Source organism: Pseudomonas sp. P1_C12 (assembly GCF_056406435.1).
This window is the reverse complement of the sequence record NZ_JBFUAE010000001.1, coordinates 331,244-356,368: the sequence shown is the minus strand read 5'-3', so window position 1 is coordinate 356,368 and position 25,125 is coordinate 331,244. Positions and strand designations below refer to the sequence as shown.

Here is a 25,125-nt window from a genome sequence, read left to right as displayed (position 1 = left end):
CTACTGCCGGTAATCGATAAGCGATGCTCATGACCAGGCAGGCACCTTCATCGCAGGATGGCCGATGGAAATGCAGCCGCCAAAAACGGCGACAGGGCTGCGCCGAAGGTGTTATCTATCGACCGAGTAATCAGCTCAGGGGATACCACCGACCATGACTGCGCTCGACCAAAAGCTACGTCTTCCATTCGTCTTCGACGACGGCGGTAGAGCCAAGGCGGGCTTTTAACTTATGGGCGATGTTGAACGTCCATGAGTCGTCCAAAGCCTCTAGCACCGTGGGCTCAACGGTCAAATAGAGGTGCATTTGTTCACAGATTTATGTTCATGAGGAGCCCTCAACTATCTATAGAAGGCTTTTTCCTGGAATTAGTACCGCGCCTGCCTGGCGCAGACTGAGAAGTTACTGGGACTGAGGGCACGCCTCAATCAGAAAATAGCTCGAACATCAGCTGGCGAAGCCAACGATTGGCTGGGTCCTTGTTATAGCGTGCATGCCAGAACAAATTTATTTCGATGTTAGGCAGTACCACCGGCGTCGGTAGAACCGCGAGCCCAAAGGGTTGTTTGCAACTGCTGGCGAATCGTTCAGGCACTGTTGCCATCAAGTCGGTGCGTTGAAGGATGTGGCCGACTGCGACGAAATGGGGAACCTCGAGGCGTATGTTGCGCTCGATGCCGGCCCGCGCCAGAAACGTATCTACTTCGCCGTGACCCGTGTTCGCCGCTACAACGCGAACGTGGTCATAGCTGCAAAAACGCTCAAGCGTTAACGGCTCCCTGGTAGCCGGGTGGTCCTTACGGCATATGCAGACGTAGCGATGGTGAAACAGGCGCTGCTGAAAAAATCCAGCTTGCAGGTGCGGCAGTAATCCAACGGCGAGATCAATCGCACCGTTCTGCAACCCTTCAGCCAAGGTATTGGAGGTGTTGCGTAGTGTACTGATCGAGCAACCCGGAGCGCGTTCAGCCAGAGCGTCCATCAGCCGCGGCATGAAGTAGATTTCACCAATGTCGGTCATCGCCATCGTAAACCTGCGATTGCAGTTGAGCGGGTCAAACGTGTCCTGTCGGCTCAGTGCATCACGTAAGGTCTGAATGGCCAGTGCAACCGGCTCAGCCAACTGCCGGGCATAGGGCGTGGGCTCCATTCCTTGATAAGTGCGAACGAAAAGCTCGTCGTTCAAAGCGACACGCAATCGCTTTAACGCGTTGCTGACAGCGGGCTGGGTCAACTCAAGGCTATCCGCCGCCGTTGATACCCTGCGGTCAATGAGCAGTTGGTTAAACACCAGAAGTAGATTGAGATCCAGCTCACGTAATTCCATAACGCCTCGTGCAGATTGCGCGCTCATAAGGGCTATGAATCTTTGCCCATCGTTGGGTCTGCACCGCTCTGAAATCGCCGCTGCAAGATCCAACCTGGCCAAGCAATTCTCCATGGGTGCGCAATGCCAGCCAGGAAGAAATGCTCTCCGCCTTCAATCATTGGGGAGACGCTGCACGGGTGCTGCTCGAATGCATTCCGGCACCCACCCTTTGGGCTCTGCATGAACTCGATGAGTTGCCAGGCTACGTGCACGGTCGCGTAGGGCTGATCGGCGATGCTGCGCATGCCATGTTGCCGCACCAGGGCGCTGGCGCAGGTCAGGGGTTGGAAGACGCTTGGCTTCTGGCGCGATTGCTGGCCGATCTGCAGGTTCTGGATAGCCAGCCACAAGCGGTGCTCGCGGCTTACGACGCAATCCGTCGTCCCCGTGCCTGCCGTGTGCAGCGCACATCCTGGGAAGCCGGGGAGCTTTATGAACTGCGTGATCCAGCTGTGGCCGATGACGAACAGTTGCTGAGCAAAACCCTCGCCGAGCGTTTCGACTGGCTGTGGAATCACGATATGCAGTCCGACCTTCAAGAGGCTCGCGCCCAGTTGGGTTGGCGAGCGCTCGCCTGACGAATTGAACCGACATGTACGGAGGGAGCCTTCCGCAGCTCTCTTCGTTTGTGAGTACCATAAAGATCTGGTGAATCAAGAACGCGAACTGCCGGCGCGCTGGAGCCCCCAGAACGTCGGCAGACTTTGAGCCAGCAGTGACTTACGCTTTGCTGGATGCTTTTGTCGCCAAGGCGCCGTCACCCAGCAACGCGACGACCAGTGTTGTCGCCGCCAGGTAGACAGGATATTCCCAGCCACCATTAGCGTTGGTGAAGCTCCAGCCATTGCCGAAGTGGACAGTCGCGGCAATGAACAGTTGAACCACCGCCAGAGCGGCCACCCAGCGCGAGTAGACACCCAGTACCAGCATCAAACCGCCGACGACTTCAAAGGCCATGACTGGGTAAGCCAGAAAGCCCGGAAAGCCGATGGATTCAAAAAAGCCTGCAGTGCCTGCCGGGGTGAACACAAGCACTTTGGTCAATCCGTGAGCGATAAACATGATGCCGAGGGCGAGGCGCATAACCAGTGCGGCATACGGAGCGGTGCGTGAGTCGATCATGGTGCGGTTCCTTTGTTTACATGGAGAGTGACAGCGTGTGGGTCATCGTCCTTGAGCAGCACGATGTCGGTCGAAGGCAAAGGCAAACCCACTGCTGCCGAGAAATTACTGCGGCCCATGACGTTCAGGCACAGGATGGCCGAGGTCTCGGAGAGGCCGTAGCCTTCGAGGATTTCCTGGCCGGTGATGGTCTTCCACTGCGTCGAGGTAGCCGGCAGCACCGCGGCGCCACCGCCAATGGCCAGGCGCAGGCGCGAGAAATCCACCTCGCCGATGCGCGGATGGCGCACCAGCGCGCCGTACAGGGTATTGACCCCCGTCAGCAGCGTCGGCCGGGCCTTGATCAGCGTGTCGACCAGATCATCACTGTTGCGCGCATCGGCGATCAGCCAATTCTCGGCCCCGGCCGAAAAGCAGATTGATCGTCAGCGCGAACACGTGGAACAGCGGCAGCGCCGTGACCACGACGTTGTCACCGACCGTGTCGAACATGTCAGGGAGAAACGCGCGCGCCTGCAGGATGTTGGCGATCAGGTTGCGGTGCGACAGGGCGGCACCTTTTGAGGGGCCGGTGGTGCCGCCGGTGTATTGCAGGAAGAGCAAGTCATCGCCCGTCAGCTCGACCGGTGTAAACGCCAGCGTGCCGCCCTCGCGCAAGGCATCGACGAAGCGAGTCAACGGCAGGTCAGGCAATGCCTGGATGTCGATCTCGTGCACGGCCGCCGGCTCGCCCAGGGTGTCGCCGGGCTGAACCGCGATGACTGTTCTGATCGATGTGCGTCCAGTATCGCTGCCAGTGTCGGCAGGGCACTGGCGACGATGAGGAGGGTCTCGACCCCGGCGTCGTTGCCCCGAATCAGGGGACCTTACCTGCCCTACAACTCGAATTGCCCGAAGACTTGCTGCAGATGTTTGTTGTTTTTCAAGCGGGACTCGAGATGCTCGCTGTTTCGCTCGACCACTCCAGAGACCATGAGATTGAATAGACAGGCTAACGGAGAAAGTGAATCCCAGAACTGACCTACATCCATTTTGACCTGCAGTAGATCGACAGTGTAGTCACGTGCCCAAGTGCAGTGGTAGTCAGTGATTAAAGCCATTGGAATACCTAGTTCCTTGGCCTGTTCGCAATATTTTCGGGTAGTCGACGAGTAAGCTCGCGTATCAGCGAACAAAACGTAAGGACGGTCGAAACCTGAATTCAGAGATTCAGCAAAAGTCCCAGAGAGTCCATCGACAAAAAAAACCTTGGGTCGGATAAACTCCAGGTGACTTGAGAGTACGGTGGCAATGCCACGCGTTAATTGCAAACCGACAATGAAAACGACTTCGGCTTCGGCCAGATGTTCAACGATGGTGGCGAACACAGGGGTACGGGCCAATGCATAGACGTGCTTGATGGCTTCAAGCTCACTGGCTAAAGAGCGATCCAGTCCGTCGCCATGATCGTTGTGATGGCGGAATGCACCGAGTCGGTCGGTCATCAGCCAGGTCGACCCTCCGCGTAGGCTGGCTTTAACATCTTCGAAGTTGCGATATCCAAGTGAGCGCAGAAAGCGTCCAACTGTCACACCCGTGGTCCCGGCCTGCTGAGCTATGCTGTCCGCCGTGGCGAAGGGTAGATGCTCCGGATTGGCCAGCAGATAATTAGCTATGCGTTTTCCAGTTGGTGTCAGTGTGGTGAAGCGTTCTTCCAATTGGGCCAATAGCCCGGTTGTATGTTTGCTCAAAATAAGTCGTCCTGCACTGTTTGAATGCCAATCCAATCGATGATGTTATCAAGCTAACATCATCGATTTAGAGCTACAACACGATGAAAGCGTGTGTTCAAGATTTTGAGTACACGCCTCCAGTCGCCGAGCTCAAGGTTCAGAATTGGCCAAGCCAGATGATGACCTTGTTCTGCAGTACGATGCGCTGGTCACTAAAGGAGTGATCAGCGCGTTGAGTGGCTCAGGAAAACGATGGCTGCCAACCCGATTCGCGCAGGGCGGACAGCAGTCGATCATGGGGTAATGCGATGGCGCAGCTGCCATTGCCTTCGACGTCGGTTGCGGCCAGCATCGCGTTGATGATTGCCTCTTCCACCGCATCAGCTGCCGCCGTGAACAGGTTGGAGATATGGTCATTGTTAACCATATCTACTGTCGTGGTGGGTTTACCGATATGGCCATAACGCACCACTGGCAAAGTACTGTTACCTACGGAGAACGCAATGAAAATATCTCCGCTCGAATCCTCGGTTCCACCGCCTACTCGAGCCAGGCCAATGCTTGCGCGTTGAGCGAGGCGGGTACATTGATGCGGCAATAATGGTGCGTCAGTAGCGATGGTGACGACAATTGATCCCATACCGGCGTCGCCTGCATTGGCGCCTTGGTCGAACGGCGAATGCAGGTCTTCAAGATGCTTGTTCACCGGATAACCGGCGATACGCAGTGACGGTCTTTTGCCATAGTTAGCCTGTACCAACGCGCCGACAGTCCAGCCACCCTGTTCAACGTCAAGCACTCTGGATGCACTGCCTATACCACCCTTGAATTCGTGACAAATCATCCCTGTGCCACCACCTATCGATCCTTCCTGTACTGGCCCGGAACTTGCCGCTGACTGGGCAAGTTTCAAATGTTCTGCGGTCACATGCTGACCCCAGATGTCATTGAGCAAGCCGTCGAAAGTTTCCAACACGACGGGCATGCACCAGTATCTGTCCTGTGCGGCGTATCCTCGCTCGGCTGCTACTAGTGCATCGCGTACCACGCCAACACTGTGGGTATTTGTATAAGCAATAGGCGTGGTCAATAATCCAGCTTCGCGCACCCATTCCAGTCCAGTTGCGTCACCGTTACCATTAAGTACATGACACCCGGCGAAGCATGGCTCAAACCGTGCGTTCCCGGACCTCGGTTCAATGACGGTGACACCGGTACGAACGTCTTTCCCTGCGACTTCCGCAGTGAGCGTGTGGTGACCGACACGGACACCGATGACGTCGGTTATCGCGTTCAGTTGACCGGGTTTCAGATTTCCAATACGGATGCCTAGATCTCTTGCGCGCATGATATTCCTCGGGTTAGATAATGGACTTAATAATTGGGTCAGCGGCGTTCTCATGCCCGCATGTCTGTAAATGGCAACGTACCTGGCGATCATCACTGGCCGCTAAAATTTGCGGGTGCTCACATCCCTCGGTGCGGTCCGGGCAGCGGTCGTAAAAGAAACAACCCTGGGGCAATCGACGATTGCCGGGCAGGTCGGTTGCTTCCGCACTGGTGCCTGCATCCATGGCTCCTCCCAATCGGGGGATGGCATCCAGTAACAATCTTGTGTAGGGGTGTCGTGGATGTGCGAGAACTTGGGATGTGTCGCCCAATTCGACGATTTGGCCCAGATACATCACCGCTACCCGATCGCTCATATGACGAACGACTGAAACGTTGTGCGAGATCAGCACGTAGGTCAGTTGCCGGTTACGTTGCAGCTCGCCGAGAAGATTGAGGATTTGCGCCTGTACGGAGATATCGAGTGCGGATGTCGGCTCATCCAGTACGATAACGTCGGGATCACTGACCAAAGCTCGCGCAATCGCGATTCGTTGGCGCTGGCCACCGGAAAACTGGTGTGGGTAACGGTCGAGGTATTCGGGGCGAATACCGACTTGCAACGCAACAGCTCGGGCCTTACGAAGCATTTCTTCGCGCGGCGCGGGGCGCTGTACATACAGAGGCTCGGTGATAATTCGCCATACCGGCAAACGCGGATCGAGCGACGCTTGAGGGTCCTGGAAAACAATCTGGACGTTACTACGCTGGTCTTCCCGGGTTCGCCATTGCAACTTGCCTTGAGTTGGGTGTTGCAGGCCCATCAGTAATTGCGCCAAGGTACTTTTCCCGCACCCGGATTCACCAACGATGCCGAGCGTTTCGCCTGCGCGTAATTCGAGGTCGAGACCGTTGAGCGCATGTACGGTGGCTGTGGGTCGTCCCAGCCAATTATGGTCAACAGGGAAATGAACTCGCACATCGTTGAGTTTCAGTACGATCTCGTCAGCGGTTGCGGGCTGGTTCATGCCATGATCTCCAGAGTGTCTACCCAGCAAGCAGTACTGCGCTTTTCACCCGCGACCTGTACCTGTAGAGATGGACGTTCTGCGCATACAGTGCTGGCATACCCGCAGCGTTCCCGGAAGCTACAGCCCACTATCGGGTTCGAAAGGTTGGGAACCTGGCCAGGAATTGTGTGCAGAGGTGTTTTCGGCTGGGCCTGGTCAGGCAAGGCACGCAATAGCGCGGCGGTGTAAGGATGTCGTGGAGCCGCCATGAGCTCGGCGGTAGGCCCTTGTTCGACTACGGCGCCGGCGTACATCACATATACCCTGTCGCAGAATTGCGATACCACCGCCATATCATGGGTGATCAGCAAGATTGCCGTACCGCGCTGACGAGCTTTTTCTCGCAATAGCAGTAGTACTTGGCGCTGTACGGTCACGTCGAGTGCGGTGGTGGGTTCGTCCGCAATCAATAGTTTGGGGTCGCAGGAGAATGCCAGCGCAATCATGATGCGCTGGCGCATGCCACCCGATAGCTCGAAGGGATAACGCTGCATTACTTGCTCGGCATCGGCAATGTGCATATCGCGCAATAGGGCCAGTGCCTTGGCTTTGGCTGTCGTGGTGTCAGTCGATTGATGGTGACGGATCACGTCGAGCATCTGCTTGCCAATGCGCCGCGTTGGATTCAGAGCGGTCATTGGCTCTTGAAAAATCATGGCCACATCGCGACCGCGAATTTTCAGCAGCTCCTGTTCGTTGGCGACTAGCATGTCCCTGCCAAGCATCGTCAAACTGCCGGATCGGACTCGATAGCTGCCAGGAACCAATAAGCGCATGCTGAGCATGGCAGTAACCGACTTACCTGAGCCGGATTCACCAACCACACCGACGATCTCGCCGGGATTTACATGAAGGCTGACGCCGTTAAGGGCCTTAACATTGCCTTTATAGGCCGGGAATTCGATACTCAGATCGTCGATGCTTAATACAGTTTGGTCGCTCATGATCATTTACCCTGTTGCCGAGGATCGAGCAGATCGCGAATGCCGTCACCGAGCAGGTTAAAACCGGCGGCAGTAATCAGAATCGCCACACCGGGAAAGGTCGAATACCACCACTGATCGAGAATGTACTTGCGACCATTGGCAACCATCGCGCCCCATTCGGCATCTGGTTGTTGAGCCCCCAGTCCGATAAAACCGAGGGCCGAGGCCATCAAAATGGCGCTGCCGATATCCAGAGTGATTTGCACGGTCAACGGCCCCATGGCGTTGCGCAGCACATGCCAGCTGATGATATGCATGTGCCCAGCGCCGAAAGTGCGAGCGGCTTTGACATAAGCCATTTCTCGAATGGACAGCGCCTGGCCACGTGCCAGTCGCACGTAAAACGGGATACGTACGAGGGTTATTGCAAGCATTGCATTGAACAGGCTCGCGCCGAGTGCAGCGGTCATTGCCATGATCAATACCAGCGAAGGTACCGAAAGCAAAATATCCATCAGGCGCATGATCATGCTGTCGAACTTGCCGCCGACAAGTCCGGACATGCAGCCAAGCAGGGCACCAGAGATTCCGGCAACAAAGGCCACGAAAAGACCGACTCCAACGGATTGTCGGCTGCCATAAAGCACGCGGCTGAGCAGGTCACGTCCGATCTCATCGGTGCCAAACCAATGCTTCAGGGAAGGCGCTTGCAGGCGTTCAGCCAAACTCATGGCATTCGGATTGAATGGCGCCAGCCATGGCGCAAACAGCACGCAGAACAGTACCAATAATGCGATGCTCAGGCCGATCATAGCCAACGGGTTTTGCCGCAGCCGATGCAAGGTGTACTTCAGACGTTCGTTGTGGCGTTGCCGGCCGGATTGTAGGTAGATAAGAAACGTGGGGATTACGGACATCTCAGCTTACCTCGCGGATACGTGGGTCGATCAAGCCGTACAGCACGTCGACGAGTAGATTGACTAGCACATAGACCAGTGACACTAAAATCGCGAAGCCCATGACTGCGGGAAAGTCCAAGGCCTGAATCGCATCGACCACGTAGGCACCCATTCCCGGCCATGCAAATACTGTTTCAGTCAGTACGGCACCATATAAAAGGTCGCCTAAAGTTAGGCCGATGACCGTTACTGTTGGGATCATGGCATTAGGCAAGGCGTGGCGAAGAATGACTGTTCGCCGTGATAACCCATAAGCACGCGCGGTGCGGATATAGTCTTCGTCGAGTTGTTCGAGCATTGCCGAACGGATCTGCCGCGCAATAACGCCAAGGTTTACCAATGCCAGCGTTATTGCGGGCAATAGAAGATGCAGCCAGGTATTGGCAAACAGCGCCCAGTCACCTGCGAGCAAGGAATCAATAAGGTAGAAGCCGCTTATGGTCGGCGGTGGCGTGAATTCGGGGTCAATTCGGCTACCACTGGGCAACCAGCCGAGATGCCCGTAGAAGAGCATGATTAGACCGAGAGCAAGCCAAAAGGTCGGCGTCGAAATCCCAATGATGGAGATTGCCCGCGCCACTTGATCGATCCAGCGATTACGATAAACAGCGGACAATACTCCTAAAGGAATGCCGATCAGGATCGACAACAGCAGTGCGGTCAGGGCCAGTTCCAGAGTCGCTGGGAAATAAACTTGCAAATCCTCTAACACCGGTCGACCGGTACGGATTGAGGTGCCGAGATCCCCGCTGAATAGCTCAAGCATATAGCGGCCGTACTGTTCGTAGATGGGTAAATCCAGACCGAGTTGATGTCGGATGCTTTCTATGACGGCTTCGCTGGCCCGATCGCCGGCAATCAGTCTTGCCGGATCTCCCGGTATCAAATGTGAGATGCAAAAAGTTATCAACGAGACGCCGATTAACACCAACAGCAAACCTGTCAGGCGTTTGCGCAGCAACGTAAGAAAGCCCATGTGGACCTCATAAAAATATAGTCGTAGGTGGGGAGCGCAGCGCTCCCGGAAACGCAGAGTTACTTACTGATGCTGCCGATGTTGAACACCTGCTCAAGCATTGGGTTGAACACGAACCCCTTGACTGAGTCGCGCATCGCCATTGAATAATTCTTCTGGTACAAATAGGCGTAGGCTGCCTCGTCGATAACGATTTTTTGTGCTTGCTGATACAGGCGCGTGCGTTCCTCCACATCGCTGAGCGATGCAGACTTGCGGATCAGTTCATCGACTTTTGCGTTGTGATAGAAGGAGCGGTTGCCGGCCAAGCCATTTTTACTGGAGTCGAACCAGTAATTCATATACATGAAAGGATCGGAGAAATCCGGGGTCCAATAGCCGATGGAAATGTCGAAGTCGCCTTTGTCGAGCCGCTCACGCATGGGTGCATTGGCCAGTTTTTCCAAGCGTAAGTTGATGCCCAATTCGGCCAGATTGGCTTGTATTGTCAGGCCAATCGTCTCCCAGGTTGGATCCTTGTCGGAGTACATGAAGGTCAGCGTTTTGACGGATTGCCCGCTCTTGGCCAATGCGGCTTTAGCCGAGATTAAATCCTGGGTTACCGCGATGATGCTTGGATCGTTGCCCCACATACCCGTCGGTATAGGTTGGGTCAGACGCTGGGACTTGTTTTTAAGAATGCCACTGACGATGCCCTCATAATCGATCGCACTGACGATTGCACGGCGCACATCCGGGTTGCTTAACGGTGCTATTCCGTTGTTCAGGTACAGATAGGACACTTGTTGAGACAGTGCGCGAAAAACCGTTACTCCGGGCTTGCCTTGCATTCCATCGAGCTGGTCTTCCGGCATGTTCTCAACAATGTCGAGGTCGTCATGTTCAAGTTGTAGGCGACGTACCGAGCTTTCGCCGATGATTCTGATCACCACCTTGTTCAATACGGGCTTTGGCCCTGCGAAATGGCTGTTCGGCAGCATGGTCAAACTTTGTCCTTTTTTCCATTCAGCCAGGCGAAACGGACCGGATCCAGCGGTGTGGTTTGAGAGATAAGCATCAGCATCTCCCTTGCTTGATATGTTGGGATTGACGATGCCCGCACCGTTGGTAGCCAACGTAAAGACGAATGGTGCGTAGGGTTTGCTCAAAGTGAAACGTACGGTCATCGGGTCAACCACATTGACCTGCATATCGTCGGGAAAAGCTCCCGAAGGACCGCGTTTGAGTCTCATCAGGCGGTCGAACGAGAACTTCACCGCGTCAGCGTCGACTGCAGCACCGTCGTCGAACTTATTGCCGGGTTTTAGCTTGAACTCCCAAATCAATCCATCTGCGCTTGTGGTCCAGCTTTGTGCGAGGTCACCCTCAATGCTGGTCAGGCCCTTGCCGTCTTTCTCTTGATAACGCATCAGCTTTTGATAGGCTGGATAGGTAATCGTCCAATCATTAGTATCAAATGTGACAGCTGGGTCAATAGTCAATGGATCCACGGTTTTGCCGATGACCAAAGTATCAGTCGCATTGCTGGCGAAGACAGTCGGTTGAAGTAGCAAGCCAAAACACAGAAAGGCCAGGTGAATGCGAAATTTGGGAGTAGAGCAGGAGCTGCCAAGATGCATACGAGTCATCGCAAGTTTCCTCGTTATTCCGAATGAAAATCAGATAACGGCAGTGGTGCAAACGCACACTGAGGGACACAAGTCATCGTCAGAAAAAACGCTTCTGATGCTTGTCTTTTTTTATTTTTGAAGCCCTGAAGGCTGGGTGGGCCTCAGGTCGAACGCAAAACTGGTTATCCGTAGGTGTTCATTGGCAGTGCTCCTGAAGATTATCGAATTACCATTATTGTTACATTTCGATCTTCGATGTAATCAATCTAACATCAATAAAAAACATCTACAAGCGCCGCTCGTGAGGATTTTTGATGCTTCGTAAGCCGCGAATTGCTGCGGTAAGAGCTTCAAACCAACGGCTCAAACCAACGGCTCAATCCGACAGCGGCGGCACGAAACGGTGTTCCGTGCGACTAGGGCAGGGGAGGTGGGGAGAGTCAGTCACTTAGGGGCAACGAACACTTTTCTCTGTTTGGGATCGCCGACTAATAGGTGTTCGCGTACGACGGAAGATTTGATATTTCAACTGGACGAAATGGGTCTTATCGTGCCCACTTTGCGAGCAATGAGCGACAAGTAGATGCGGAAACTCGATGCTGACGGACTTTCGTTCTGAATGTTTTGTTCCAGCTTCACCGGCAAGAAAGCGGGCAAGTCCGTGAGCTGTTGATCGCGGTAAAGCGGCAACCATTTTCGCACGACGTTGGCGTTGATGCCGTGACTCATCGAGACACTGGCAACAAAGGCGCCCGGTTGCAGGCATTCCTGGACGACTTGGGCTTTGAAGGGCTTTGGATAAAGGATAGTCACGCAGGGCATCTCGCCAAGATCGTCACTGAATGAACAGACAGCTCCAAAACTCTTACAAAATCTGCTCGCTCACTGAGCGCGTGGATTCCTTGCCCCTTTGGGCTCATTACGCCAAGAATCACACCGGTTTCGCGATGGGGTACGACTTCCGGTGCTTGCCGTTAGAAAGCTTGGTCGGTCTATCGTTGTGGCCTGTCAGATACAGTGGTGGTTTTCAATGCCTCGGATTTACTACGAGGGGTAAAGCCAGGACAGCCATTCAACAATTTGTTTGGTTTGATCGCTGCACTTCGCAAATCACCCGATTGGACAGCCGTCCAGTTCTTCAAGGGGTCGCTTGCTCTGACTGAGTTTGAAGTAGCCAGCCCAGCCGCGCAGTACGGGGTTAATCCGCTCGATGACGTTCGCCATCTTGTGGCCCCGCGCTCCGCGCAGCAGGTCTCTGAGTCGGTCGCGTAAGCGACCCAGACTCATCGTCGCTACTCTTAACCTCGGTTGTTGATGCCAGCTCATCCCGTAACCTAGATAGTCACAGACCCAAGGCCGTGCCACGCGGCTCTTTTCCCGATTCAGCGTCAGTTTCAGACGCTGCCTCAAGAACCGCTCGACGCTTGCCATCACTCGTTCGCCAGCCCGCTGACTACGCACACAAATGTTCGCGTCATCGGCATAACGCACGAAACGATGGCCGCGCCGTGTCAGCTCTTGGTCGAGTTCGTTGAGCAGGATGTTCGACAGCAACGGCGAGAGCGGGCCGCCTTGCGGCGTCCCTTCCTGCCGTCGGCTGGCGATCCCGCCCGACATCACGCCTGCCTCGAGATAACGGCGAATGAGCCTGAGCACCCGTTTGTCTTCAACTTGACGCTGCACATAGGCCATCAATACATCGTGGTTGACCCGATCGAAGAACTTCTCCAGATCGAGTTCCACGCACCAGCGGTGACCCGCCGCCACATGGGCACGGGCTGTTTCGATGGCTTGGTGGGCGCTTCTGCCCGGACGAAAACCGTAGCTGTAATCCGAGAACAGCGGATCAAAGATCGGCGTGAGCTGTTGCAGCAGCGCCTGTTGGATCAGGCGATCCACGACGCTGGGAATGCCCAGCTGTCTTGTCCCGCCTTTGGGCTTGGGGATTTCGACGGCACGTACACCTTGCGGGTGATACTCGCCGGCCAGCAACCGAGCCTTGAGGGTCGGCCAATACTGTTTCACGTAGCCCGCCAATTCGTCGACCGTCCGGCCATCGGCACCCGGCGCACCCTTGTGCTGACCACGCGCTGATACGCACGCTTGAGGTTGGCCGGTGCAAGCACCCGCGCCATCAGCGTGTCCGGCTCCGCGTTCGTCCACGTCACAGACACCGCCGATACCTGTGCGCTGTCAGCCGTCGTCCTCGGATTCTGTCCGGGACTCGGGTAACAGTCTTCTCTGGGAGAAATTTCTGCATTTCGGTATTCAACGAGACTCTGGCGCCTACTGGCGGCATAACCTGTTCGGCCCTTGGTGGCGTGGTTACTCGCCACTTACTACGGCCTCGGCTGACTTCTGCAGGCTCATCCCGTCGCCTCTCGACGCTCGGTAGCACAATGGCAAACCTGCAGATCTCCCAGGGTAATTCGCGCGACCTTCCTGCTTATGCCTGTCGGATCTGCGTTGCCAAATCGGGTCCGGAAAGGCAGATGTTTTACCTGTCGATGCCATGGCATCCACTGTGACGATAGCCGGTTTCAGGCTGAGTTCAATCCGTTAGTCTCGGTTCACTCGACAGGCGGGATTCGAACGATAAGGATCCCTGTCATGCTGATTGCAGTAGCTTCCTTAGCCCATCGAAACGCTTGCACTCGGCTTTGAGCCACGATGTAAAAGCCATAACGCGTGGGTCTTTCGGCTGACGGGACAACAGCACATAACGGGCGGGCGCCTTCACATAGGTCCCGAATACATTGACGAGACGCTTGCTTTTGAGCTCATCGTAAATCAGGGCGGTACGGCCCATTGCTACCCCCTGATGATTTAATGCCGCTGTGATGGCAAGACTGGAAAGATTGAATTGCAGCCCGTCCATTTGCTCAATCCACTCGGGGCGGGCCGCTTCTAACCACGTGCGCCATTCGACAAATTCGGGGGCTCCCATCCACGGTGCCGCGTCGTGTAGCAGTGTGACGCTATTCAGGTTTTCGCCGTTTGCGAAGGATGGATGCTGTGCAAGGTACTCGGGGCTCGCCACGGCAATAAGATACTCATCAAGGATGATGTCAGCTTGTATTTGGCTGTAATGGGTCGGGTCGTAACGGATGGCCACATCGATATCGTCGATGTTCATCGCATGTTGGTTCAGTATCTGAAATTCGGCTTTCAGGCGCACCGAGACGTCTGGTTGCTGGAAATGAAACTCAGTCAAACGCGGCAACAACCACTGCAACGCTAGTGACGGTAAGCAGCTTACCTGCAATGGTGTATTCGACAGACTGAGTTGCTGAAGCGTCTGGTCGATATCGAGAAATGCTTTCGAGGTGGTATCGAAGAGCACCAGACCTTTGCTAGTCAACTGTATACCCCGTGCCTGACGCACGAACAACGGATAGCCGAGGCGGTCTTCCAGTTGACGAATTTGCTGGCTAACCGCGCTTTGGGTCAGGTTGAGCGCTTGAGCGGCCTTGGTAAAGCTCAGCTGCCGCCCAGCCATTTCGAAGCATTTCAGCGCACCAAGGATGGAAGAATAGAGGTGCATAGATATTAGCCCGGCTAATGAAGTCATTAAAAAATAACGTTGTTTTTGCGACGTCAACGGTTCTAGTATTTTGCTCAACAGCCAGAATCTACAACAAAAAGGCCAACCGCAATGACCTTCGCGCTCAAACCTACTGACTTATTAGAAAAACTACAATTGAGAGAACCACTTCTGTGGCTCAATCCCAATGTAGGGCAGCCCCTGCCCGAAGACGCCCCATCAGCAGATCAGATCACCTCCGCACAAGTACGACTCAAACAATGCGAACCTTTGATGGCGATGCTGTTTCCCGAGCTTGAGAGCACTGGCGGGCAGATCGAGTCCCGACTGATGCCTGCGGACGAGTTGCAAAAGAACCTGGGATGTAGTCAAGGTAAATGGTTCATCAAACGTGACGATGAGTTGCCTGTTGCAGGGTCCATCAAAGCGCGCGGTGGTATCCATGAAATACTGACACACGCCGAATCCATCGCTATCGAGCACGGTTTGCTAGGGGAGCTCGGCGACCGGCGCATTCTTGCCTCGCTGCCCGCTCGAGAATTGTTTTCCAAGCACGTGGTTGCAGTCGGCAGCACTGGCAATCTGGGGCTGAGCATCGGCGTCATCGCCGCAGCCCTCGGGTTTGAAGCAGTGGTTCACATGTCTACCGACGCCAAGCTTTGGAAGAAAGACCGCCTTAGGAATCGCGGCGTACGCGTGGTTGAGCACGAAGGCGATTATGCCCAAGCGGTCGCCTCTGGGCGCTTGGAAGCCTTGAGTACACCGCGCTGCCATTTCGTTGATGATGAACGCTCCAGCCTGCTGTTCCTCGGCTATGCAGCCTGTGCTGGGCATTTGGCCGAGCAATTGGCCGAAGCCGGTCGCACAGTTGATGCCGCCCACCCTTTGTTCGTCTACATCCCTTGCGGTGTGGGGGGGGCTCCTGGGGGCATCACCTATGGCCTGAAAGCGTTGTATGGGCCGAACGTGCATTGTTTCTTTGCAGAACCGGTCGCTTCGCCTTGTATGCTCGTTCAATTGGCAGCCGGAAATGAGCAACCGGTTTCGGTTTACGACATCGGCCTGGACAATCGCACAGAAGCCGATGGGTTAGCAGTCGGGCAAGCCTCTTGCTTCGTAAGCCCTTTGATGGCTGCGCAGCTGGCCGGGGTGTTCACCATCAGCGACGAACAACTTTACGCTCAACTGCTCGAGACGAAGCACGCCCTTGACGTTTCGCTCGAGCCCTCCGCTGCAGCGGGTATCGGTGGTCCAAGTTGGCTGGAACATACATCCGAAGGGCAAAAATATCTGCGTGACAACAACCTCGACATCAGTGACGCGACGCATTTGATCTGGGCGACGGGCGGGTCGTTGGTGCCACCGGAGGAACACGTGAGCTTCCAGGCTCGTGCGAAGGACCTGTCCTGCTGAATATTCACTGATCGCAAGAAGCGCCCGCCCGAAATGGCTTTGGGTCGACTAATCAACCTTATAAAACTATAAAAACAATGACCCTTATCCATGAGCCAGAGAACAGCCGCAGCCTCCAGCGTTGCACACCACCCCCTACCGAAGCAGTCAATGCCAATGCCCTATGCCGCAGGGTTGCATTTCATTCCATTATTAATGGTCTGTTATGTTGTTGCGTACCTGGACCGCATCAATATTGGTATTGCAAAACTGAATATGCTGACTGACTTGCAGTTCAGCGAAGCCGCCTACGGGTTGGGCGCTGGGCTTTTTCTCATCGGTTATATGCTGTTTGAGGTGCCGAGCAACCTCATCATGCGTGGGATCGAGGTACGGGTGTGGATGCGCTCGCATCATGGTGTCATGCGGATTGCTTTCCGCGCTCATGGTCATCGCTCCTTGTCAGTTATACACATTGTGTTTTTTTTGGGTCGAGGCAGGGTTTTATCCTGGCGTCATCCTCTATCTGACGTACCGGTTTCCCAGTCATCATCGGGCAAAGATTACCGCCTTCTTCCTGACGGTCATCCCGCTTGCTGACCTTATAGGTAGTCCGTTATCTATCTGGATCATGGGACATCTCCATCAAGTGGGCGGTTACGCAGGATGGAAGTGGATGTTTGTGCGTGCGGAATTATTTACTGTTCCGTTCGTGAGTCCTTATTTGATCGGCTGGATTCTCGACACACTCCATAGCTCGTCTCCCGCTATCTTGTTCATCCCGGGTAGTCTCTTGGTTAGCACGCTCATCTCATTGAGCTTTGATCCCAAACAGGTCAATCGCTAAGCGCACATCTTTTACAGAGGTAACACCATTGACTTCCAATGACTCGAAAATCCGTTTGGCAGTAGCAGGATTTATCCATGAGACAAATACCTATGCTACAGAATTCGCCGGACTGACGACGCTTGCGGCATTCGAACACTATCGAGGACATGAAATCGCACATGCGTTCTCGGGGGCAAACCATCAAGTGGGAGGCTTCATTGAAGGGGCCAACCGTGCAGGAGTAGAGCTTGCCTACACGTTCCTTGCGGAGGCTACGCCCTCGGGAACAATAGAGACCGCCTATCCCCTGTTTCTATTTCTTCGTTTGGCTTTACGAAATGGTTTTTCAGTCAAGCAAATTGCTCTCTGTTGCAAGCGTTTTGCTCATGATATTGATCTGTTTGCCATATTTGGCTGAGCTGATCATCGGCGTACTATTTCCGTAGCCAGTACGAGGCCGTGAAATACCTGTCGTGACTGGATGTAAAATTCTTGAATGTTTAAAAAAATGGAGGTGCAGCGGGATTTTTATTGCTAAGTGTTTGGGAAGTGTTTGTCAGTAGTCCGTCAGTCGGCGGGTAGCAGTAAAGTACGACTATTGAGGATTTATGTCCGAACAGTAGTTGCCAAAAAAACATGGTCAAAGCCGTCAAATTGTTAACTGCCCTTAAATCAAACTACAACATCTAGGGATTCTCATATGATTTCGCTTCGAAAGCTCTTCGTATTTACACTTTTTCCTCTTTGCGCGAATGTAGCGTTGGCCAAGGAGTACAAAGAACTGCGTTTTGGCGTTGATGCTTCTTACGCACCATTCGAGTCTAAAGCCGCAGATGGCAGTCTTACGGGATTTGATATCGATCTGGGGAATGCGATCTGTGCCAAATTGAAGGTCAAGTGCACATGGGTCGAGAGCGATTTCGACGGCACGATTCCTGGCCTGAAGGCCAACAAGTTTGACGGCATTCTCTCCTCCATGACGGTGACCCCTGCCCGCGAGAAAGTCATCGACTTCTCAAATGAGCTGTTCTCCGGCGCAACCTCTTACGTGTTCAAGAAAAATTCTGGTCTGAGCGAAGAGGTTACTTCCCTTAAGGGTAAGACCGTAGGCTATTTGCAAGGAAGTATCCAGGAAGCCTATGCCAAAGCGGTTCTAGATAAGGCTGGTGTCAAAACTCAGGCCTATCAGAACCAGGATCAGGCTTATTACGACCTGGTTTCCGGTCGCCTCGATGCGGCGATCCAGGACATGCTGCAAGCGCAGCTGGGTTTTTTGAATTCCCCCCAAGGCACTGGTTATGAAGTCAGTAAGCCCGTTGACAGCGAGTTACTGCCAGCCAAAACAGCTATTGGTATCTCTAAAGGTAACAAAGACCTCAAGGCCTTTTTGGATAAGGGCATCCAAGCGTTACACGATGACGGTACCTATGACTTAATCCAGAAAAAACATTTCGGTGATCTGAATCTCTATAGCGGCAAGTAAGGCCCCGGTGCCCGTCCTCGGGGCGGGCGCTTTATTATCGCGATAGGTTCCTGAATTATGTTCGAAATACTGTTGCAGGCCCTTGGGCTCCCCACATACAGCATGAAAGGGTTCGGTCCTCTGTTGCTGGAGGGCGCCTGGATGACCGTCAAGTTGTCAATACTCTCGCTGCTGTTGAGCGTGCTGCTTGGTCTTATCGGGGCCAGTGCCAAACTTTCCAGTGTCAAACTCCTGCGAATCCCAGCACAGCTCTACACTACCCTGATTCGCGGGGTGCCGGACCTAGTGCTGATGCTACTGATCTTTTACAGCCTGCAAACCTGGTTGACCGGGATCACGCAGGCACTGGATTGGGAATACATAGAGATCAATCCGTTTGTTGCCGGGATCATCACGCTGGGGTTTATCTACGGGGCCTATTTCACTGAGACCTTTCGCGGGGCGATGCTAGCTGTGCCCCGTGGACAGGTGGCAGCGGCCACCGCCTATGGTTTAAGTCGCACTCAGCGCTTTCGCTTTGTGGTCTTCCCGCAAATGATGCGTTTTGCTTTACCGGGTATTGGCAATAACTGGATGGTCATCCTCAAAGCCACTGCACTGGTGTCGATCATAGGCCTTGCTGACTTGGTAAAGGCAGCCCAGGACGCTGGTAAAAGCACCTATCAATTGTTCTATTTTCTGGTCTTGGCAGCGCTTATTTATTTGGTGATTACCAGTACTTCAAACTATGTCCTGCGTTGGTTGGAACGGCGTTATGCGGCAGGTTCCCGGGAGGCTGTACGATGATCGAACTCTTGCAAGATTACTGGAAGCCTTTTCTCTATAGCGACGGCCACCAGATCACGGGGCTGGCCATGACCTTGTGGTTGCTCAGTGCCTCAATCTTCATCGGCTTTTTGGTGTCGATCCCGTTGTCCATTGCCCGGGTTTCATCCAAGTGTTACCTACGCTGGCCCGTACAGTTCTACACCTACCTGTTTCGGGGAACGCCGCTCTATATCCAGTTGCTGATCTGCTACACCGGGATCTACAGCCTGGCTGCAGTTCGTGCACAACCGGTGCTCGATGCATTCTTTCGCGACGCGATGAACTGCACCGTCCTTGCGTTTGCGCTGAACACCTGCGCTTACACCACGGAGATTTTCGCCGGAGCAATTCGCAACATGGCCCATGGCGAAGTTGAAGCTGCGAAGGCCTATGGCCTGACGGGTTGGAGGCTCTATGCCTACGTGATAATGCCATCGGCGTTACGCCGCTCGTTGCCGTACTACAGCAACGAAGTAATTTTGATGCTGCATTCGACCACTGTGGCCTTCACTGCAACCGTCCCGGACATTCTGAAAGTTGCTCGCGACGCCAACTCGGCGACCTTTCTGACCTTTCAATCGTTCGGTATTACTGCGCTGATTTACCTGATGGTTACCTTCGCGCTTGTCGGACTATTTCGCATCGCCGAGCGCCGTTGGTTGGCTTTCCTTGGTCCGGCTCATTAGGGCTTGGTACTCCATATGGCCGCTCATTAGGCCTCGGGCTTTGTCGCCGGCTGTCACAGCTGCACAGCGACGCCACATTTTCCCTTAGAGGATGATTGCGCACATGTACAAATTGACTGTTGAAGAACTGCACAAGAGTTACGGTAACCACGAAGTACTCAAGGGCGTATCTCTGAAAGCCAAAACCGGTGATGTGGTCAGCTTGATCGGCGCCAGTGGGTCAGGCAAAAGCACCTTCCTGCGCTGCATCAACTTTCTCGAAACACCCAATGACGGAGCCATGAGCTTGGACGGCAAGCAGATTCGCATGGTCAAAAAACATCATGGCATGCAGGTGGCCGATGCCGTTGAGTTGCAAAGGCTGCGCACCCGTCTGGCCATGGTCTTCCAGCACTTCAATCTGTGGGGCCACATGACCGTTCTGGAAAACATCACGATGGCCCCGCGCCGGGTGCTGGGTGTCAGCAAAAAAGATGCTGAAGATCGTGCCCGACGTTATCTGGACAAGGTGGGGCTGCCAGCGCGTGTTGCGGAGCAGTTTCCAGCATTTCTCTCTGGCGGTCAGCAACAGCGAGTGGCGATTGCACGAGCATTAGCGATGGAGCCGGAGGTACTGCTGTTCGACGAACCGACGTCGGCGCTGGATCCGGAACTGGTGGGCGAAGTACTAAAGGTGATTCAGGGCCTGGCCGAAGAAGGCCGGACCATGATCATGGTGACCCACGAAATGAGCTTTGCCCGCAAGGTGTCGAGCCAGTTACTGTTTCTGCATCAAGGCCGAGTCGAGGAGCAGGGAGGGGCAGAGATTCTGGATAATCCGCGCAGCGAGCGCCTTCAACAGTTTCTGTCTAATGGACTGAAGTGAATAGAGTTAACAATGAAAAGGAAGGAAAAAAATCCCGATTTTTCACGAGCATTGGGGCGTATTGATGAGGCTATCATTGACGTATTACGCCATGACGGGCGCATCACGTACCAGAAACTAGCAACACTTGTGCACCTGACCGCAAGCCCCTGCCAAGAACGCGTACGCAAGTTGGAGAGGCTAGGGGTGATTCGCGGTTATGGTGCGTTTATCGATGTGCAAAAGGTCTCACCGGGATTGTCACTACAGGTATTGGTCGCTATATCGAGCCAGAATCGGCGCACTGCACAAAAAGCCTTCGAAGCATGTGTAGATAGCTGTCCTCAGGTCTTGGAATGCCATCTTATCAGTGGTCCGTTCGACTACAGCCTGCGTATGCACTGTACAGATATGAAGCACTATCGTGCGCTTACGGAAGTTTGGTTGGAGAATGAGGACCTGTGTATCGACAAACTGGTTGCCTACCCTGAATTGGCTGTTGTTAAGCATTCGTCCACACACCACGACTAGCGGTGCAGTGTAAAAGATACGGGCTACGCATGAGATGAGCTGGCGCAGGTCTTAAAGACTGCCGTTGGAGTTAAATAATAAAAACAGAAATTTTTAATCTCGGGTAAATTGCCAATGACTGTCCACTTAAGGTTCAGCCACAAAGTTCTGCTCGCCGCATCGCTCGTAGTCATTGCAGCATTCTCATTATTCACACTGTACAACGATTATTTTCAGCGCGACGCTATACGTACAAACCTCGAAAGCCACCTTGAGGGGATGAGCAAAATTGCTGCAAGCAATGTCCAGGCTTGGCTGTCTGGACGTGTTTTGCTGATAGACAGCATCGCTCAGACTGTTGCCAACGACAATACGCCGGACAGTGTGGTGCGCCTACTGGAACAGAAGACGCTGCTTTCAACATTTAACTTCACCTATCTTGGCGGTATCGACGGCAGCTTTGCGATGCGACCAAAAGACGAATTGCCCGCCGATTATGACCCGCGTACCCGGCCTTGGTACAAGGATGCGATGGCAGATGGTGGTACGACTTTGACTGAGCCGTACCTGGATGCATCCACTGGCCAGTTGATGATGACCATCGCTACTCCGGTTCACCATGGAAACCAACCTTTCGGTGTGGTCGGTGGTGACCTGACCTTGGATACCCTGGCGAAAATTGTCAGTTCGCTCGATCTGGGCGGCATCGGTTATGCCTTCTTGGTCAGTGCCGACGGCAAGATACTTGCCCACCCGGATAAAGACCTGGTGATGAAAAAACTTGTCGATATCTATCCGCAAGACACGCCCACTATCAGCACCCATTTCAGTGAGACTGAGCTGGCGGGTGTTCCTTATATTTTGATGTTCTCTCCGGTCAAGGGACTGCCCTCGGTCAACTGGTATATCGGCTTGTCCATCGACAAGAAAAAAGCCTACGAGGCGTTAGGTGATTTTCGCGCTTCAGCTATTTGCGCCACTCTGATAGCCGTGCTAATCACGCTACTTCTATTGGGCATGCTAATCCGCGTACTGATGCAACCTCTGAGGTTAATGGGCAAAGCCATGCGCGATATAGCCCAGGGGAAGGGGGACCTGACCCGACGTTTGGCCGTGCATTCTCAAGATGAGTTTGGAGAATTGGCCTGCGACTTCAACCTTTTCGTGGAGCGAATCCAACATTCAATACGCGAAGTCTCATCAGCGACCGAACAAGTCAACGAAGTGGCAAAGCGAGTGATGCTTGCCTCCAGCTCATCCATAGCAAACTCTGACGAACAGGCCAATCGCACCAACAGCATTGCAGCAGCGATCAACGAGCTGGGTGCAGCCGCTCAGGAAATCGCGTGTAATGCCGGTGATGCCTCACTTCAGGCGTCAGATGCACGCCTTCAGGCTGAGGGTGGCCGGCAAGTGGTAGCACAGACGATCAACGCCATGAACGAGTTGTCAGGAAAAATTCGTGCATCCTGCAGCAACATAGAGACGCTGAATGGTAAGACGGTGAGCATTGGTCGGATCCTTGAAGTGATCAAGGGCATTTCCGAACAGACCAACCTGCTAGCGCTCAATGCCGCTATCGAGGCTGCGCGGGCGGGCGAGGCAGGTCGCGGTTTCGCTGTGGTGGCGGATGAAGTACGCAGTCTTGCCTACCGCACTCAGACATCGGCACAAGAAATCCATACGATGATTGAGGAGCTTCAGGTCGGCGCCCGTGAGGCGGTTTGCACCATGAGCGAAAGCGAGCGCTATAGCCATGAAGGTGTGGTTATCGCCAACCAGGCTGGCGAGCGACTAGGGAGCGTTACTCAGCGTATTGGCGAAATTGATGGCATAAATCAGTCTGTAGCCACTGCTACTGAAGAGCAGACCGCTGTAATCGACTCGCTGAATATGGACATCACCGAGATCAAATCCCTCAACCAGGAAGGCGTGGAGAATCTCCAGGCCACCTTGCTCGCCTGTGATGACCTTGAGCAACAAGCCAGTCGACTCAAGTATCTGGTGGATAGCTTCCGTACTTAAGTTGAATACATCAAGCGCTGCTGATTATTAATAGTTTTTCCTGCTCAGTGGGAACCCTGAGTTATTGATACTGAGGGCACATTGAGCAAACTGAATCGCATCGCGTTTCGGATGTATCTCCTCGCCTAAAAACGAGGTCAATTCGGAAGAGCCATGAGCAATTGGAGTTATCTCAAAGCATTCAAATCTAACCAGTTGATCAACAATATTCGACCTCCGCGTAACCAGAGTTGACGATGGAACGAACTACACATGATGAAGCCTTGCGCAGCCGAGAGATTCACCTACAAGCATTGTTCCTCGCAGGCCTGGGCGGAAACGACAAAGCCTATCTCACGTTTTTGTCGGAGCTAAGTGTTCATGCGCGTAGATTTCTGCGTAATAGACTTCAGCGTCAACCAAGTGAAATCGAGGACTTGCTGCAAGAAGTATTGTTGGCCGTGCATAGCAGGCGCGAAACGTACCTCCCAGATCAACCAGCGACGGCGTGGGTATTTGCCAATGCGCGCTACAAACTCGCTCGAGGTGGGCGCGTCATGATGCGCTTCACGACTCCCTAGACAATGCAGCTGCCTGCCTGTGATTGAGCAGAGTTTGCAGCACTTAACGTTGATGAGCTTTATATCCTCGCCCTTTGCAGGCGAGCCTCCCTTACATGAAACAGGTGAATTCCATGACTGTTCGACCCATGCTGCCGGGTATCCGTGCCATTGAAGCTGAAATGATTGAGTTGCGCCGCCAGCTTCATGCTTACCCGGAGCTCAGCCTTAAGGAGTTCAAAACCTCAGATCTGGTTGCTGCCAAGCTCGAGTCGTGGGGATTTGAGGTGCATCGTGGCTTTGGGGGGACTGGTGTCGTAGGGCGTTTGCAGCAAGGTTGTGGAAGTAAGGTCATTGGTATTCGGGCAGATATGGATGCGTTGCCCATTCTGGAGCAGACCGGATTGCCGTATGCGAGCCAGCATCCAGGCGCCATGCATGCCTGCGGTCATGACGGCCATACTGCAATGCTGCTGGCTGCCGCGCAGCACCTAGCCAACTGCCGGCAGTTCAACGGTACGCTGGTGGTCATCTTTCAGCCCGCCGAAGAAAGCGATGGGGGCGCGCAGAAAATGCTGGATGATGGTCTCCTGGAGCGATTTCCCTGTAATGCGTTGTTCGGCATGCACAACATGCCTGGGTTGCCAGTAGGGAAGTTGGGTTTTCGGGCCGGGCCGTTCATGGCCTCCACCGATACTGTGGAAATTCGAATTGATGGTAGGGGGGGGCATGGTGGAATGCCACACAAAGCCATTGACCCCATACTTACTGGAGGGGCAATTGTCATGGCGCTGCAGAGTATTGTGTCGCGCAATACGGATCCTCTGGAGACGGCGGTGATCACTGTGGGCTCCTTTCATTCTGGTGAGGCGCCCAATGTCATTCCGGGGCATGCAGTACTCCAACTATGTGTTCGCGCCTTGAAGCCTATCGTTCGAGCCGACCTTCTCAAGCGGATTGTCCAGGTTGCCCAAGCTCAGGCGCTTAGCTTCGGCGCTAGTGTCAGCGTGGAGGTTGATAGGGAAGAATCGTTGCCACCCTTGATCAATGATCCTCAGCTTACTGCGTTTGCCCGTCAGGTCGCTGTTGATTGGTTGGGTGAAGAGGGGGTGATTCAAGACATGGCACCTATTGCTGCCAGTGAAGATTTTGCAGTGATGCTTGAGCATTGTCCTGGCAGCTATCTCTTTATCGGTAATGGTGATGGGGAGGGGGGGTGCATGGTGCATAACCCTGGGTACGACTTCAACGATGACTGCCTGGGGACGGGGGCTAGTTACTGGGTTCGGTTAGTTGAACAGTTTCTGGTTTGAGTCGGTTGAGATCAGGTGGTACTTACCCGATCCAGCACCATTTGTGAGTGAGAAACAGGAGCAGCTCAGTCACCAGCGC

22 protein-coding genes and 4 pseudogenes are annotated in these 25,125 nt (G+C 54.0%); 13 read left to right on the top strand and 13 right to left on the bottom strand.

The window, feature by feature from the left end; genetic code table 11:
• Positions 1-425: 425 nt before the first annotated feature.
• A complete protein-coding gene (locus tag AC1D19_RS01675) occupies positions 426-1,328 on the bottom strand; it encodes a LysR family transcriptional regulator (RefSeq protein ID WP_477762126.1) in 903 nt (300 codons plus the stop codon).
• Between the two features lie 86 nt (positions 1,329-1,414).
• Here AC1D19_RS01675 and AC1D19_RS01670 point away from each other — a divergent pair.
• A pseudogene (locus tag AC1D19_RS01670) lies at positions 1,415-1,948 on the top strand (FAD-dependent monooxygenase); the annotation flags it as partial.
• A 142-nt stretch (positions 1,949-2,090) separates the two neighbouring features.
• Here AC1D19_RS01670 and AC1D19_RS01665 read toward each other — a convergent pair.
• The 12 genes and pseudogenes from AC1D19_RS01665 to AC1D19_RS01610 form a co-directional block, all read right to left on the bottom strand.
• Complete coding sequence (locus tag AC1D19_RS01665) at positions 2,091-2,492, bottom strand: DoxX family protein (RefSeq protein ID WP_477762125.1); 402 nt, start codon at positions 2,490-2,492, stop codon at positions 2,091-2,093.
• Positions 2,489-3,209, bottom strand: a pseudogene (locus tag AC1D19_RS01660) (AMP-binding protein). Before AC1D19_RS01660 ends, AC1D19_RS01665 begins: the two are co-directional and overlap by 4 nt.
• Before the next feature lie 158 nt (positions 3,210-3,367).
• Complete coding sequence (locus tag AC1D19_RS01655; protein WP_477762124.1) at positions 3,368-4,222, bottom strand: MurR/RpiR family transcriptional regulator; 855 nt, start codon at positions 4,220-4,222, stop codon at positions 3,368-3,370.
• A 223-nt stretch (positions 4,223-4,445) separates the two neighbouring features.
• Entirely contained in the window at positions 4,446-5,552 is a 1,107-nt protein-coding gene (locus tag AC1D19_RS01650) for a DmpA family aminopeptidase (protein ID WP_477762123.1), read from the bottom strand.
• Between the two features lie 13 nt (positions 5,553-5,565).
• A complete protein-coding gene (locus tag AC1D19_RS01645; RefSeq protein WP_477762122.1) occupies positions 5,566-6,561 on the bottom strand; it encodes an oligopeptide/dipeptide ABC transporter ATP-binding protein in 996 nt (331 codons plus the stop codon).
• On the bottom strand, positions 6,558-7,547 hold the full coding sequence (locus AC1D19_RS01640) for an ABC transporter ATP-binding protein (RefSeq protein WP_477762121.1): 990 nt from the start codon (positions 7,545-7,547) through the stop codon (positions 6,558-6,560). The genes AC1D19_RS01645 and AC1D19_RS01640 overlap by 4 nt, the downstream gene beginning before the upstream one ends.
• A 2-nt stretch (positions 7,548-7,549) precedes the next feature.
• Positions 7,550-8,446 carry a D,D-dipeptide ABC transporter permease gene (gene ddpC / locus AC1D19_RS01635; protein ID WP_477762120.1) on the bottom strand — a complete coding sequence of 299 codons (897 nt, stop codon included), beginning with the start codon at positions 8,444-8,446 and terminating at the stop codon, positions 7,550-7,552.
• 1 nt (position 8,447) lies between these two features.
• Positions 8,448-9,464, bottom strand: a complete 1,017-nt coding sequence (locus AC1D19_RS01630) for an ABC transporter permease (protein ID WP_477762119.1) — start codon at positions 9,462-9,464, stop codon at positions 8,448-8,450.
• Positions 9,465-9,523: 59 nt separating this feature from the next.
• Positions 9,524-11,092, bottom strand: coding sequence for an ABC transporter substrate-binding protein (locus AC1D19_RS01625; protein ID WP_477762118.1), 1,569 nt, complete (start codon positions 11,090-11,092; stop codon positions 9,524-9,526).
• Positions 11,093-11,599: 507 nt separating this feature from the next.
• Positions 11,600-11,887: a transposase gene (locus AC1D19_RS01620; RefSeq protein ID WP_477762117.1), complete on the bottom strand. Its 288-nt coding sequence runs from the start codon at positions 11,885-11,887 to the stop codon at positions 11,600-11,602.
• A 312-nt stretch (positions 11,888-12,199) separates the two neighbouring features.
• Positions 12,200-13,373 (bottom strand): annotated as a pseudogene (ltrA, locus tag AC1D19_RS01615) (group II intron reverse transcriptase/maturase); the annotation flags it as partial.
• Positions 13,374-13,682: 309 nt separating this feature from the next.
• Positions 13,683-14,696 (bottom strand): LysR family transcriptional regulator, encoded by a 1,014-nt coding sequence (locus tag AC1D19_RS01610; protein WP_477762116.1) that lies wholly within the window; start codon positions 14,694-14,696, stop codon positions 13,683-13,685.
• A gap of 33 nt (positions 14,697-14,729) precedes the next feature.
• Between AC1D19_RS01610 and AC1D19_RS01605 the strand changes: the two genes are divergently transcribed.
• The 12 genes and pseudogenes from AC1D19_RS01605 (at position 14,730) to AC1D19_RS01550 (ending at position 25,046) form a co-directional block, all read left to right on the top strand.
• On the top strand, positions 14,730-16,031 hold the full coding sequence (locus AC1D19_RS01605) for a D-serine ammonia-lyase (RefSeq protein ID WP_477762115.1): 1,302 nt from the start codon (positions 14,730-14,732) through the stop codon (positions 16,029-16,031).
• Positions 16,032-16,121: 90 nt separating this feature from the next.
• Positions 16,122-16,610: a hypothetical protein gene (locus tag AC1D19_RS01600; protein WP_477762114.1), complete on the top strand. Its 489-nt coding sequence runs from the start codon at positions 16,122-16,124 to the stop codon at positions 16,608-16,610.
• 275 nt (positions 16,611-16,885) lie between these two features.
• On the top strand, positions 16,886-17,257 hold the full coding sequence (locus AC1D19_RS01595) for a M81 family metallopeptidase (RefSeq protein ID WP_477762113.1): 372 nt from the start codon (positions 16,886-16,888) through the stop codon (positions 17,255-17,257).
• A 282-nt stretch (positions 17,258-17,539) separates the two neighbouring features.
• Positions 17,540-18,322, top strand: a complete 783-nt coding sequence (locus AC1D19_RS01590; RefSeq protein ID WP_477762112.1) for a transporter substrate-binding domain-containing protein — start codon at positions 17,540-17,542, stop codon at positions 18,320-18,322.
• 57 nt (positions 18,323-18,379) lie between these two features.
• Positions 18,380-19,108, top strand: a complete 729-nt coding sequence (locus AC1D19_RS01585; protein WP_477762111.1) for an ABC transporter permease — start codon at positions 18,380-18,382, stop codon at positions 19,106-19,108.
• Positions 19,105-19,815, top strand: coding sequence for an ABC transporter permease (locus tag AC1D19_RS01580; RefSeq protein WP_477762110.1), 711 nt, complete (start codon positions 19,105-19,107; stop codon positions 19,813-19,815). The genes AC1D19_RS01585 and AC1D19_RS01580 overlap by 4 nt, the downstream gene beginning before the upstream one ends.
• Before the next feature lie 103 nt (positions 19,816-19,918).
• Positions 19,919-20,680: an ABC transporter ATP-binding protein gene (locus tag AC1D19_RS01575; protein WP_477762109.1), complete on the top strand. Its 762-nt coding sequence runs from the start codon at positions 19,919-19,921 to the stop codon at positions 20,678-20,680.
• Between the two features lie 12 nt (positions 20,681-20,692).
• Positions 20,693-21,190 carry an Lrp/AsnC family transcriptional regulator gene (locus AC1D19_RS01570; protein ID WP_477762108.1) on the top strand — a complete coding sequence of 166 codons (498 nt, stop codon included), beginning with the start codon at positions 20,693-20,695 and terminating at the stop codon, positions 21,188-21,190.
• A 114-nt stretch (positions 21,191-21,304) separates the two neighbouring features.
• Positions 21,305-22,336, top strand: a pseudogene (locus AC1D19_RS01565) (cache domain-containing protein); the annotation flags it as partial.
• A 72-nt stretch (positions 22,337-22,408) separates the two neighbouring features.
• Complete coding sequence (locus tag AC1D19_RS01560) at positions 22,409-23,194, top strand: methyl-accepting chemotaxis protein (RefSeq protein WP_477762343.1); 786 nt, start codon at positions 22,409-22,411, stop codon at positions 23,192-23,194.
• 236 nt (positions 23,195-23,430) lie between these two features.
• Positions 23,431-23,754, top strand: a complete 324-nt coding sequence (locus AC1D19_RS01555; RefSeq protein WP_477762107.1) for a sigma factor — start codon at positions 23,431-23,433, stop codon at positions 23,752-23,754.
• A gap of 113 nt (positions 23,755-23,867) precedes the next feature.
• Positions 23,868-25,046, top strand: coding sequence for a M20 aminoacylase family protein (locus tag AC1D19_RS01550; RefSeq protein ID WP_477762106.1), 1,179 nt, complete (start codon positions 23,868-23,870; stop codon positions 25,044-25,046).
• Positions 25,047-25,125 lie beyond the last annotated feature (79 nt).